General features: G+C 68.8%; 14 protein-coding genes and 1 pseudogene. 11 read left to right on the top strand and 4 right to left on the bottom strand.

The genetic code is table 11. The features are described from left to right. The 3 genes from V6M45_RS01055 to V6M45_RS01045 form a co-directional block, all read left to right on the top strand. On the top strand, positions 1-538 hold a 538-nt coding region (locus V6M45_RS01055), incomplete at its 5' end, for a DNA-directed RNA polymerase subunit alpha (RefSeq protein WP_332653380.1). 102 nt (positions 539-640) lie between these two features. Next, a complete protein-coding gene (gene rplQ, locus V6M45_RS01050; RefSeq protein ID WP_332653379.1) occupies positions 641-1060 on the top strand; it encodes a 50S ribosomal protein L17 in 420 nt (139 codons plus the stop codon). A gap of 175 nt (positions 1061-1235) precedes the next feature. Further along, a complete protein-coding gene (locus V6M45_RS01045; RefSeq protein WP_332653378.1) occupies positions 1236-1700 on the top strand; it encodes a GNAT family N-acetyltransferase in 465 nt (154 codons plus the stop codon). Positions 1701-1715: 15 nt separating this feature from the next. Here V6M45_RS01045 and V6M45_RS01040 read toward each other — a convergent pair whose 3' ends face one another. Continuing rightward, positions 1716-2588 carry an ABC transporter permease subunit gene (locus V6M45_RS01040; protein ID WP_332653377.1) on the bottom strand — a complete coding sequence of 291 codons (873 nt, stop codon included), beginning with the start codon at positions 2586-2588 and terminating at the stop codon, positions 1716-1718. Further along, positions 2578-3504 (bottom strand): ABC transporter ATP-binding protein, encoded by a 927-nt coding sequence (locus tag V6M45_RS01035; RefSeq protein ID WP_332653376.1) that lies wholly within the window; start codon positions 3502-3504, stop codon positions 2578-2580. Before V6M45_RS01035 ends, V6M45_RS01040 begins: the two co-directional genes overlap by 11 nt. Positions 3505-3674: 170 nt before the next feature. Here V6M45_RS01035 and V6M45_RS01030 point away from each other — a divergent pair, with 170 nt between their 5' ends. Further along, a complete protein-coding gene (locus tag V6M45_RS01030; RefSeq protein WP_332653374.1) occupies positions 3675-5069 on the top strand; it encodes a trypsin-like peptidase domain-containing protein in 1395 nt (464 codons plus the stop codon). A 21-nt stretch (positions 5070-5090) separates the two neighbouring features. Here V6M45_RS01030 and V6M45_RS01025 read toward each other — a convergent pair whose 3' ends face one another. Further along, positions 5091-5513 carry a VOC family protein gene (locus V6M45_RS01025; RefSeq protein ID WP_332653373.1) on the bottom strand — a complete coding sequence of 141 codons (423 nt, stop codon included), beginning with the start codon at positions 5511-5513 and terminating at the stop codon, positions 5091-5093. 71 nt (positions 5514-5584) lie between these two features. On the opposite strand from V6M45_RS01025, the gene V6M45_RS01020 reads away from it, so the two are divergent. From V6M45_RS01020 to V6M45_RS01000, 5 genes are read left to right on the top strand one after another with little or no spacing between them, the layout of a single operon-like run. Further along, positions 5585-6895: a replication-associated recombination protein A gene (locus tag V6M45_RS01020; RefSeq protein WP_332653371.1), complete on the top strand. Its 1311-nt coding sequence runs from the start codon at positions 5585-5587 to the stop codon at positions 6893-6895. Next, positions 6892-7275 carry a VOC family protein gene (locus V6M45_RS01015; RefSeq protein WP_332653369.1) on the top strand — a complete coding sequence of 128 codons (384 nt, stop codon included), beginning with the start codon at positions 6892-6894 and terminating at the stop codon, positions 7273-7275. The genes V6M45_RS01020 and V6M45_RS01015 overlap by 4 nt, the downstream gene beginning before the upstream one ends. A 52-nt stretch (positions 7276-7327) precedes the next feature. After that, positions 7328-7783 (top strand): hypothetical protein, encoded by a 456-nt coding sequence (locus V6M45_RS01010; protein WP_332653367.1) that lies wholly within the window; start codon positions 7328-7330, stop codon positions 7781-7783. A gap of 42 nt (positions 7784-7825) precedes the next feature. Beyond that, positions 7826-8551 (top strand): RluA family pseudouridine synthase, encoded by a 726-nt coding sequence (locus tag V6M45_RS01005; RefSeq protein ID WP_332653365.1) that lies wholly within the window; start codon positions 7826-7828, stop codon positions 8549-8551. A 52-nt stretch (positions 8552-8603) separates the two neighbouring features. Then, positions 8604-9110 carry a CC0125/CC1285 family lipoprotein gene (locus V6M45_RS01000; RefSeq protein ID WP_332653364.1) on the top strand — a complete coding sequence of 169 codons (507 nt, stop codon included), beginning with the start codon at positions 8604-8606 and terminating at the stop codon, positions 9108-9110. 3 nt (positions 9111-9113) lie between these two features. Here V6M45_RS01000 and V6M45_RS00995 read toward each other — a convergent pair whose 3' ends face one another. Beyond that, positions 9114-10328, bottom strand: coding sequence for a hypothetical protein (locus V6M45_RS00995; RefSeq protein WP_332653363.1), 1215 nt, complete (start codon positions 10326-10328; stop codon positions 9114-9116). A 219-nt stretch (positions 10329-10547) separates the two neighbouring features. Between V6M45_RS00995 and crcB the strand changes: the two genes are divergently transcribed. Together crcB and V6M45_RS00985 are read left to right on the top strand one after the other, a co-directional pair. Continuing rightward, positions 10548-10943, top strand: a complete 396-nt coding sequence (gene crcB / locus V6M45_RS00990; RefSeq protein ID WP_332653361.1) for a fluoride efflux transporter CrcB — start codon at positions 10548-10550, stop codon at positions 10941-10943. Further along, positions 10940-11294: pseudogene (locus V6M45_RS00985) on the top strand (RluA family pseudouridine synthase); the annotation flags it as partial. The gene crcB and the pseudogene V6M45_RS00985, both read left to right, overlap by 4 nt.

Below are 11294 nucleotides of genomic sequence, written 5' to 3'. Positions count from 1 at the left end.
TCCGGAAGACGCCCCGATCGGCCTGATCGCCGTCGACGCCCTGTATTCGCCGGTCAAGCGCGTCGCCTATCGCGTCGAGCCGACCCGTCAGGGCCAGTCGCTGGACTATGACAAGCTGATCCTCGAGGTCGAGACCAACGGCGCCGTCTCGCCGGTTGACGCGGTGGCCTACGCCTCGCGCATCCTGCAGGACCAGCTGCAGATCTTCATCACCTTCGACGAGCCCAAGAAGGCGGTCGAGCAGGCCGACGGCAAGCCCGATCTGCCGTTCAACCCGGCCCTGCTCAAGAAGGTCGACGAGCTGGAGCTGTCGGTTCGTTCGGCCAACTGCCTGAAGAACGACAACATCGTCTACATCGGCGACCTGATCCAGAAGACCGAGGGCGAAATGCTTCGCACCCCGAACTTCGGCCGCAAGTCGCTGAACGAGATCAAGGAAGTGCTGGCGACCATGGGGCTCAGCCTCGGCATGGACGTGCCGAACTGGCCGCCGGAAAACATCGAAGACCTGGCCAAGAAGTTCGACGACCAGATCTAGTTTCAACCCTCCGCCCCAGGCCTTCAAGGCTGACGGAGCGGTTAGAATGAGAGAACCCCAGGTCCGCTTTCGTGGAAACCAGGGTGAGTAGGAGAGACCCCGATGCGCCACGGCGCCGCCTATCGCAAGCTCGGCCGCACGGCCAGCCACCGGACCGCGATGTTCGCCAACATGGCGGCGTCGTTGATCAAGCACGAGCAAATCACGACCACGCTCCCCAAGGCGAAGGAACTGCGTCCCTTCGTCGAGAAGCTGGTCACGCTCGCCAAGAAGGGCGACCTGCACGCGCGTCGTCAGGCCATCAGCCACGTCCGTGACGTGCCGCAGGTGGGCAAGCTGTTCGAGACGATCGGCCCGCGCTACGCCGACCGTAACGGCGGCTACATCCGCATCATGAAGGCCGGCTATCGCCATGGCGACAACGCCGCCATGGCGGTCATCGAGTTCGTCGACCGCGACGTCGACGCCAAGGGCCTGGACTCGGGTCCGGTCTATGAAATCGAGGGCGACGAGGAAGCGTAAGCTTCTTTCGTTGGGGCTTCGAAGGGGCGGCTGGAGCGATCCAGCCGCCCTTTTTTCGTCGCCGCCTGACCAGGACATACCGGGACATCCTTGATCGCCGGCCCGTCATGCAGGCGAAAGGGTCGATATGCGCGACAGGCTTGCCCCTGACTACGGGCGGCGCCAGATGGCGTCCATGACCGTCTCCATCGTTCCCTTCCGTCCCGACCACGTCGCCGCCTGGGCCGCGCTCAACGAAGCGTGGCTGGCCGAGGGCGGCTTCGCCATCGAAGCCAAGGACCGCAAAGTGATCTACGATCCGCAGGGCGTGATCCTCGACGCCGGCGGCCGCATCTTCATGGCCGAGCGGGAGGGCGAGGCGATCGGCTGCTGCGCCCTGATGGCCATGGACGACGGCGGCTATGAGGTGGCCAAGATGACGGTGTCGCCCGCGGCGCGGGGGCTCGGTCTCGGCCGCCGTCTGCTGGAGGCCTGCGAGGCGGCCGCCCGTGCCGCCGGGGCCCCGCGCCTGTATCTGGAGACCAGCAGCACCCTGGAGCCCGCCGGAGCGCTCTACCGCAGCTTCGGCTTCGTCGATCTCCCGCCCCGGCCCAGCCCCTATGTGCGGGCCGACGTATGGATGGAGAAGCCGCTCGGGTGATCGGGGCCGGGCCGCCTACTCCTTCGACAGGTCCTGACGGCGGAACCAGACGATCGACAGGGCCAGCGGGCCGAAGGTCCACAGGGCCAGGCTGATCCAGGCCTTCAGCGGCAAGCCGTCGGGCAGGGCGGCCGCCCGCTCGCCGCCGGCGATCAGGGCGCTGACCGTATCGACCGCAGCGCCCGGATTGATCAGCACGGCCAGCCAGGCGTCCGGCGTGACGCCCATCGACATCAGCATATTGGGCGAGAAGAACTGGGCCACGCCCACGACCAGCGGCACGAACAGCGCCGCCAGCAGCGACCGGGTCACCACCGCCGCCAACATGCCCATCATGGTGAACTGGAGGATGCGCGCCCACGACAGGGCGAACTGGCCGATGAACTGGCCGGCCATCGCGCCGGTCATCGAGAAGGTTAGCTGGCGCTCGAATACCGCCGCCTTGATCAGGTTCTCGATCAGGCCGGCGACCAGCATCAGCAGCATGGCGACCAGAGACATGACCGCCACCACCGCCAGCTTGCCCAGCAGCAGATTGGTGCGGCTGTTGCGGGCGCTGATCAGCCGCCAGGTCTCCCAGCGATAGTCGCCGGCGTAGATGGTCGCCGCGCCGATCAGGACGAACAGCAGGATGAGGGGATTGGCCAGATCCCCTGCGGCCGACACCATCGTCTCCCCGAGGTCCAGCGGACTGCTGGTCATCATCTGGGTCAGCTCCGCCGGTGCCTTGCCGTTCACCATCAGCTTGGTCTCGCTGCCCTTCAGGACCAGGTTGGTCAGGGCGCCGATCGCCACGGCGATGATCGGCACGAACAGCACGCTCCAGAACAGGGCGGTGCGGTTCTTCGACAGGCGGAAGCCTTCCGCGCGGATGGCGTCAACCAGCATGGATCGTCTCCGGCGCCTGGACGACGCCCGTCTCGGTGAAGAAGATGGCCTCGAGGTCGGTGCCGACCCAGCGGGCTTCGTGGATGTCGACGCCGGCGGCGGCGAGGGCGCGGATCAGCGCCGGGCCCTCGTCCCGCTTGATGTCGGCGAGGACGGCGTCGCCCTCGGCCGCGCCCCTGGAGCCGAGCACCTCGAGAACCTGGGCTGTCTGGGTGACGGACAGGCGCAGCCGCTCGCCGACCGCGGTCAATTCGCTGACCGCGCCTTCCCGGACCAGCTTGCCCTTGTTGAGGATGGCGACGCGGTCGCAGACGCGCTGGACCTCCAGCAGCTGGTGGCTGGCCAGAACGACGGTCACGCCGTCCTCGTCGGCGAGGCTGCGGATCAGGGCCCGCATTTCCTGGATGCCGGGCGGGTCCATGCCGCTGGTCGGTTCATCGAGGATGACCAGCTCCGGCCGGCTCATCAGCGAGGCGGCCACGCCCAGCCGCTGCATCATGCCGACGGAGAAGCCGCGCACGCGGCGGTCCGCCGCCTCGGTCAGGCCGACGCGCTGCAGCCAGTGGGGAATGTCCGCCTGACCTCCGATGCCATGCTCCAGCGCCAGCCAGCGCAGCACCTGGCGGGCGGTCATGTAGGGGGGGAAGCGCGGGGTCTCGATCATCGAGCCCATGCGGCGCATGTGGCTGACCTCGGTGACGGCCCCGCCCATCACGCTGGCGGTCCCGTCCGAGGCGCGGATCAGCCCCAGCAGGATGCGGAACAGGGTCGACTTGCCCGCCCCGTTGGGCCCCAGCACGCCATAGACCCCGCCCCGCGGGATCGACAGGTCCAGCCCGTCGAGGGCGCGAACGGTTCCGTAGGTCTTGGTCAGCCCCGTGACCTGGATTACGGGCGTTTCGATAACAGCGGTCATGGGCACAGGTTGAGCGTGCGTCGCCCGATCGCGCAACCCGCCGGCGGATTAAGCTTCGGCAATCTGCCGCGGGCCGGCGGGCGGAACGTGAGGAAAACGTAACCGTTTGATCGTCCGTGCGCCTTGATCGCGTCGAAAAGACCGGGCGAAATCGGCGTACAGGATCCTTCATGACCCTTCGGATGATGATGAAGACCAGCACCCTCGCGATCGCTCTCGCCCTGACCCTCGCCGCCTGCGGCCAGCCGGATGACAGTCAGGCCCAGGACGGCGTTTTCGCCGACAACCGGGCCCTGCCCGGCGACGCCCTGTCGATGAAGGCCAGTTTCGCCCCCGTGGTGCGCGAGTCGGCCCCGGCCGTGGTCAACATCTCGGCCCGCGGCGTCCAGCAGGTCCGGGACCCCTTCTGGGGCATCCCCGGTCAGCGCCAGACCGGCTCGGTCGGCTCCGGCGTCATCGTGCGGCCGGACGGCGTGGTCGTTACCAACAATCACGTCATCGAGGGGATGCAGCAAATCCGCGTCACCCTGAACGACCGGCGCGAATTCTCGGCCCGGGTGGTGCTGGCCGACGCCCGCTCCGACATCGCCGTGCTTCAGCTCGAGGGCGTCAACGAGCGCCTGCCGACCCTCGCCATCGACGACCGCGAGGAACAGCAGGTCGGCGATCTGGTGCTGGCCATCGGCAATCCGTTCGGGGTCGGCCAGACGGTCACCAACGGCATCATCTCGGCCCTCAACCGGACCGAGACGGGCATTTCCGACAGCGGCTCCTTCATCCAGACCGACGCAGCCATCAATCCGGGCAATTCCGGCGGGGCGCTGGTCGACATGGACGGCGATCTGATCGGCATCAACACCGCCATCTTCTCCCGCTCCGGATCGTCGTCGGGCGTCGGCTTCGCCGTGCCGGCGACGCTGGTGAAGCGGGTGGTCGATTCCGCCGTCGGCGGCGCGACCGCCGTGGTCCGGCCGTGGCTGGGCGTGAAGGGCGAAAGCGTCAGCGCCGAGATCGCCCGCAGCATCGGCCTCGACCGGCCGCAGGGCCTGGTGGTCACCGACGTCTGGCCGAACGGTCCCGGCGCCCGCGCCGGTCTGCGCGAAGGCGACGTCGTCACCGCCATCGACGGGGCCGAGGTCAACGACCAGGGCGGGCTGAACTTCCGGGTCGGCACGCGCGAGCCGAACGAGGCGGTGCAGGTGACCGTGCTGCGGGACGGCCGGCCCGTGACGCTGAATGCGCGGGTGCAGCGGCTGCCGGGCGACGCCGATGTCGACAAGGCGACGGTGATCCGCCAGGGCGGATTGTCGGGCGCCGAGGTCCTGACTCTCAATCCGGCCCTGGCGGACAGCCTCGGCGGCGACCCCTTCGCCACCGGCGTCATCGTCAGCCGCGTGGACAGCCGCGGCTACGCCCGGCGCGGGGTCGGGATTCAGACGGGCGACGTCGTTCTGGCGGTCGACGGGCGGCCGGTCACCTCGGCCGGCCAGCTCGCTGATCTGCCGCGCGGGGCCCAGCTGACGGTGGAGCGGCGCGGCCAGCGCGGAATCCTGCTGGTCCGCTGACGCCGCACCGGCCCGGCTGAACTACGCCGCCTTGATCGGCGCTCCAATCGACCAGCAATGGCCGAACGGGTCCTTCAGCTGGCCGTAGCGGTCGCCCCAGAACTGGTCGGCCAGTGGGAACACCGGCACGCCGCCCGCGAGGATGGCCCGGTTCCACCATTCGTCGGCGTCATCAACCTGCAGGTGGATGGTGACGCCCTTGGGGACGATGTCCTGCTCGCCATCGTACTCAGGGAATTCATCGTGCAGCAGCACGCTGCAGCCGTTGATCCGCAAGGCCGCGTGCATCAGGCGCTCGCCGTCCTCGGCCAGCATCCGGCGTTCCTCGGTCGCTCCGAAGGCGCGGGTGTAGAATTCGATTGCGGCCTGTCCGCCCCTCGACGGAATCGTCAGATGAGGCATGACACCGGTCGTCGGGCCCGGGGCGGCGGGGTCTTCGGCCATGCGCGATCTCCTTTGGAGAGGGCATACTAACGCGTGAAAACAGCGTCCGGAACGCCTATCTCTGCTCCTGCATGACCGATCTGTTCGAAGCCTCCGGCATCCACCCTCCCGACGCGCCCCTGGCCGACCGCCTGCGCCCCCGCACCCTCGACGAGGTGGTGGGCCAGGATCATCTGCTGGGCGAAGGCGGGCCGATCCGGCGCATGGTCGAGGCCGGACGTCTCGGCTCGATGATCCTGTGGGGTCCGCCGGGCACCGGCAAGACCACCATCGCCCGCCTGCTGGCCCAGGCCGCCGGCTACCAGTTCCAACAGATCAGCGCCGTCTTCTCCGGCGTCGCCGACCTCAAGAAGGCGTTCGAGGCCGCCCGCATGCGCCGCGCCGCGGGCCAGTCGACCCTGCTGTTCGTCGACGAGATCCACCGCTTCAACCGCGCCCAGCAGGACGGCTTCCTGCCGTTCGTGGAGGAGGGGATCGTCACCCTCGTCGGGGCCACGACCGAGAACCCGTCGTTCGAGCTGAACGGCGCCCTGCTGTCGCGGTCGCAGGTCTATGTGCTGAAGCGGCTGGATGACGCGGCTCTCGATCAACTGTTGATTCGGGCCGAGGCGCAGGAGGGCAAGGCCCTGCCGCTGAGCCCCGAGGCGCGTCAGGCGCTGCTCGCCCTGGCCGACGGTGACGGCCGCTACCTGCTGACCATGTCGGAGGTGCTGTTCGACCTGACCGACACCGGGCCGCTGGACGTCCAGGCCCTCGCCGGCATTCTGCAGAAGCGCGCGCCGGCTTACGACAAGAGTCGAGAAGAGCACTATAACCTTATATCTGCGCTGCATAAATCGGTTCGCGGGTCAGATCCCGACGCGGCCCTCTACTGGCTCGCGCGGATGCTGAACGGCGGCGAGGATCCGCTGTATCTCGCCCGCCGGATCGTCCGCATGGCGGTCGAGGACATCGGCGAGGCCGACCCCCTGTCGCTGCTGGTCGCCAATGCCGCCAAGGATACCTACGACTTTCTCGGCTCCCCCGAGGGCGAACTGGCCCTTGCCCAGGCCGTGGTCCACCTCGCCACCGCGCCCAAGTCGGTCGGCGTCTACGAGGCCTTCAAGGCGGCGAAGCGCGCGGCGGCCGAGACGGGCTCTCTCATGCCCCCGGCCCACATCCGCAATGCGCCGACGAAGCTGATGAAGTCGCTCGGCTACGGCAAGGGCTACCAGTACGACCCCGACACCCCCGAGGGTTTCTCCGGCGCGAACTTCTTCCCCGACGGGATGGACCGCCGCGTCTTCTACGCCCCGAAAGGCGAGGGGCATGAGGCCAAGGTCAAGGAGCGGCTGGAGCGCTGGGCGGCGATGCGGGCGAAGGCGCAGGAGGATCAGGCGTGAACCTCAACCAGGTCACCGTCGAGGTTTCTGACATCCCGCGCGCCCGCGCCTTCTACCAGCGTCTCGGACTGGAGTTGATCGTCTCCAGCGACCACTACGCCCGCTTCCTCTGCCCCGGCGGCGCGACCTTCTCGATCCACCGGGCCGCCGACCCCGCACCGGGAGGAACCGCCGTCTATTTCGAATGCCCGAACCTTGACGACCGCGTCGCCGCCCTGAAGGCCGACGGGATCGTTTTCGACAGCGACCCGGTAGACCAGCGCTGGCTGTGGCGCGAGGCCTGGCTGCGGGATCCGGACGGCAACCGGCTGTGTCTGTATTTCGCTGGCGAGAATCGCGTGAACCCGCCCTGGCGGGTCGTGGATGCAGCGTTGCCGTAACCGCGTTTTCGGACCATCCTCCGCCCATCGGAAAATTCCTTGGGAGGGGACAATGACCGACACGACCTCAATGACCACGAGCACGCCCTGGCACCTGTGGGCCGTGGGCGTGGTGAGCCTGCTGTGGAATGCGTTCGGCGGCTACGACTTCATCATGACGACGACGCAGGGCGCGGCCTACATGCGGGCGTCCGGCTTTGATCAGGCGATGATCGACTACTTCCTGGCCATGCCGGCCTGGATGTACGGGCCATGGATTCTCGGCGTCTGGGGCGCGGTGGCCGGCTCGATCCTGCTGCTGCTCCGCAACAAACTCGCGGTCTGGGCCTTCGGGTTGTCGCTGATCGGCGCCGTGATCAGCCTGATCTACGGTCAGGTCATCAACCCGCCGCCGCCGGTTCCGGCGGAAATGGCGATGATGAGCTACATGCCGTGGGTCATCACGGCGATCGCCGCCTTCCTGGCCTGGTACGCCTGGACCATGAGCAAGAAGGGCGTGCTGCGCTGACGACGGGCTGACGGGGGAGGGCGGTTCGCGTATGCACGCGCGGTGACCGACCGCTCCCCCGTTTCCCTCTCCGAAGACGAGATCGCCGCCGTCCGCTCGTGGGTGCTCCACGAGGACCCGCATCTGCTCATCCTCAACAAGCCGGCCGGCCTGTCCAGCCAGGGCGGGCGGATCAAGGCGCACACGCTGGACGACCTGCTGTGGGCCTTCATGCGCTCCAACGGCAAGCGGCCGGAACTGGTGCACCGGCTCGACCGCGACACCTCCGGCGTCATCCTCGCCGCCAAGACCAAGCCGGCCGCCGGCTTCCTTGGCAAGGCTCTGCAGATGCGCCGTTTCCGCAAGACCTACCTGGCCCTCGTCTCGGCCGCCCCCGAGCCGCGCGCGGGCACGATCGACGTTCCGCTGGTGCGTCAGGAGATCGGTCGCGAGAGCTATATGCGCGTCTGCGCCTTCGACGCCCCCGGCGCCCAGGGCTCTCAGAGCCGCTACCGCACCCTGTCGGCCTCGGAGGACGGCGCGCTGGTCGAGCTGGAGCCCCTGACCGGGCGGATGCACCAGCTGCGGGTGCACATGGCCCACATCGGCCGCCCGCTGGTCGGCGACCCCCGCTATGGCGGCGCCCTGACCTTCGCCGGCCGCGCCGCGCCGCGCCTGATGCTGCACGCTGCGAAGCTGACCTTCCCCCATCCCGAGGGCGGGGATCTGACGGTCGAGGCGCCGCTCCCGGCCGATTTCGAGGCCCTCAGGCAAGCGGCGGAACTTTAGGAACATTCGCCGCCGCCCGGCGCTATTTCAGACGAACGTCCGGAGCTCCGCCATGAACCGCCTGACCCTGCCGCTGATCGCCGCCGCCGGCCTCGCCCTGACGGCCTGCGCCAGTCTCGCTCCCTACGGCCCGCAGATGGGACCCGGCGGGCAGGGCTATGCCGAGCAGCGCATCGAGTCCAACCGGTTCCGGGTCACCTACAATGGCGTCGGCGCGCCCGGACCGGTGGCGGACATGGCCCTGCTGCGCGCCGCCGAGCTGACCACGGCAGAAGGGTACGACTGGTTTGAGGTGACCCAGCGCTGGATCGATGGCCGGCCGGACAGCGCCGGCGGCATGCGCCCCAGCGTCGGCGTCGGCTATGGCTCGAGCAGCTACGGCGGCCGTTACGGCAGCTACCGCAGCTCGGGCGTCGGCGTTGGCGTCGGTCTCAACTTCAGCGGCCCGTCGCCGACCTCGACCACGCTTGAGGTGGTGATGGGTCGGGGCGAGCGGCCGGATCGTCCCGACGCCTATGACGCCCGCGGCGTTCAGGACAGCCTGCGCCCGAGGCTGTAGGCCCTAGCGCCCGCCGCGGGTCAGCGCCCGGTATTCGACCAGCCGCTCCTTGTCGCGTCTCACCTGATCCGCGACGGCGTTGTCGACGTCCAGCGAGGCGTAGCGGACCCAGTTCTCGATGCCGAGCTTGTCCTGGACGGCCGAGGTCGGGGTCTGCCAGCGGAAGTAGGACAGCAGGCCGACGACCGCCGACAGCGCGATTGCCAGCGCCTGCAGACCGCGGAAGGCGACCTCGTGCCCGGCCGGCGCCGACTGCACCGCAATGACCGCCGCGCCGACGAGGAACACCGCCGGCGTCAGCAGCCGGGCCAGCCAGCGCATCCAGTAGCGCTCGCGCCGCACCCGCCACAGCTCCATCTGGACGTATTTCTCGAGGTACTCCATGCGCGCGCCCAGCCACATGGTCAGCCGCGTCAGATACAGCGCCCGCTGCCCCCACGCCTTGCCGTCCTGCTGGTAGCGGGTCTCGGCCTGGTCAGCCATGGCGCGGCCCGAGGTGAACAGGTTTTGCAGCTCCCGCGTCCGCTGCACGATCTCGCGCGACAGCTGGTAGGAGTCGTTCTCCAGCCGGAACCGGTACTGGATGAACAGGATCTGCTGAACGCCCCAGTAGAGGCCCAGGGCGACCAGCATGGCGCCCGCCGCCAGACCGGCGCCGGCCATGTCCGTCCCGGTCCAGCGGCTGAACCACGTCGGCCCCAGCACCGCCAGCGCCCCGAACGCCGCCATGGCCAGCGCCTGGGTCAGGCGCTTGGACAGCACATGCACCCGCAGGGCGTCGAACACTCCCCGGCCATAGGCGTAGATGCCGGCGCGCAGGTCGGAATCGACCGGGAACCGTTCCTCGATCTGGCGGGCGAACAGCACGTGGAAACGGTCGGGCTTTCCCTCCGTCTCCCAGAACGGAAAGATGTCCAGCGGCTGATTGAAATACTCGTCGATATGGGCCGAGACGCGATCGGTCGCCTCCGGGTCCTCCGAGAAATACTCGCTGTCCTGGATCGGATGCAGGATTCCTTCCGGATTGCGCAGCGGCCCGCTGCGGCGGACGGGCGTGGCCGAGGGTATGGCGCGGTCCTCAACGTCTGCGGCTCCCCGCGGCGGCGGATTCGCCGCGGCGTCGATGCCCCCGTGCAGCCGGGCGTCGAACCCCTGGCCGCCGTGACCGCCGTCGGCGGGGGCGCTGTGGGGGGCGTGGCTGTGGTCGTCGTGCGACATGGCGCTTCGGCGGTCCTTCGTTGATAGCCCGGCAGTATGGCGGATCGTCCCCGCCGGACCGACGGCCTTCCCTCGTCAGGCGAAGCTGTGCCGTTAGGTTCAGGTATCGCCGTTAACCGTGGCGCCGGGCAAGTGAAGTTTCGGTCAGATGGCCGGGGCGCAATCACGCCGCGCCGGCCGCCTTCGCTTTGTCGCCGGGTGCAGTATAAGCCCCCGGACATGACACGTCTTCTGATCGTCGCGGCCGGAGGGGCCCTCGGTGCGGCCGCTCGTTACGGCGTCGGCCTTTGGGCCTTCCGCCTGTTCCCGACCGCGGCCTGGCCGTGGGGCACCCTGGCGGTGAACCTCATCGGCGGCCTGCTGATGGGGCTTCTCACAGGCTGGCTGGCCTTCCGAGGCGGGGTCCATGGCGAGAGCCTGCGCCTGTTCGCCGCCGTCGGCGTGCTGGGCGGGTTCACCACCTTCTCGGCCTTCTCGCTGGAGACGGCCCTGATGATCGAGCGCCGCCAATTCGCCATGGCGGGGGGCTATGCCGCCGTCTCGGTGGTCCTGTCGATCGTCGCCCTGTTCATCGGCCTGATGGTCGCCCGCCGCGCCTTCGGAGCCGCCCTTTGACCGACGAACCCATTCGCGACGCTGAAGCCGCCCCGAAGCGCGAGGTCCAGACGATCTATGTCGCTGAGGCCGAGGACGGCATCCGCCTCGACCGCTGGTTCCGCCGGCGCTGGCCGCACCTGTCCAACATACAGGTGCAGAAGATGGCCCGCAGCGGCCAGATCCGCGTCGACGGCGCCCGCATCAAGCCCGAAGGCCGCCTGACCGCCGGCGCCGCCGTGCGCGTCCCGCCCATCCCCGACGACACCTCGCGTCAGGCCGGCGACGCCCACACCCTGTCGCCTCAGGATGTAAAGTTCGCCAAATCCCTCGTGCTCTACGAGGACGACATGGTCATCGCCATCAACAAGC

Source organism: Brevundimonas sp. (genome assembly GCF_036676055.1).
Classification (GTDB): domain Bacteria; phylum Pseudomonadota; class Alphaproteobacteria; order Caulobacterales; family Caulobacteraceae; genus Brevundimonas.
This window is presented reverse-complemented; position numbering and strand designations above follow the sequence as displayed.

Bases quoted from the DNA above. Each gene is read 5' to 3' on its own strand.
- V6M45_RS01010 (WP_332653367.1), top strand. From the start codon at position 7,328: ATGACCGACACGACCTCAATGACCACGAGCACGCCCTGGCACCTGTGG.
- V6M45_RS01030 (WP_332653374.1), top strand. From the start codon at position 3,675: ATGACCCTTCGGATGATGATGAAGACCAGCACCCTCGCGATCGCTCTC.
- rplQ (WP_332653379.1), top strand. From the start codon at position 641: ATGCGCCACGGCGCCGCCTATCGCAAGCTCGGCCGCACGGCCAGCCAC.
- V6M45_RS01025 (WP_332653373.1), bottom strand. From the start codon at position 5,513: ATGGCCGAAGACCCCGCCGCCCCGGGCCCGACGACCGGTGTCATGCCT.
- V6M45_RS01045 (WP_332653378.1), top strand. From the start codon at position 1,236: ATGACCGTCTCCATCGTTCCCTTCCGTCCCGACCACGTCGCCGCCTGG.
- V6M45_RS01000 (WP_332653364.1), top strand. From the start codon at position 8,604: ATGAACCGCCTGACCCTGCCGCTGATCGCCGCCGCCGGCCTCGCCCTG.
- V6M45_RS01040 (WP_332653377.1), bottom strand. From the start codon at position 2,588: ATGCTGGTTGACGCCATCCGCGCGGAAGGCTTCCGCCTGTCGAAGAAC.
- crcB (WP_332653361.1), top strand. From the start codon at position 10,548: ATGACACGTCTTCTGATCGTCGCGGCCGGAGGGGCCCTCGGTGCGGCC.
- V6M45_RS00995 (WP_332653363.1), bottom strand. From the start codon at position 10,328: ATGTCGCACGACGACCACAGCCACGCCCCCCACAGCGCCCCCGCCGAC.
- V6M45_RS01035 (WP_332653376.1), bottom strand. From the start codon at position 3,504: ATGACCGCTGTTATCGAAACGCCCGTAATCCAGGTCACGGGGCTGACC.
- V6M45_RS01020 (WP_332653371.1), top strand. From the start codon at position 5,585: ATGACCGATCTGTTCGAAGCCTCCGGCATCCACCCTCCCGACGCGCCC.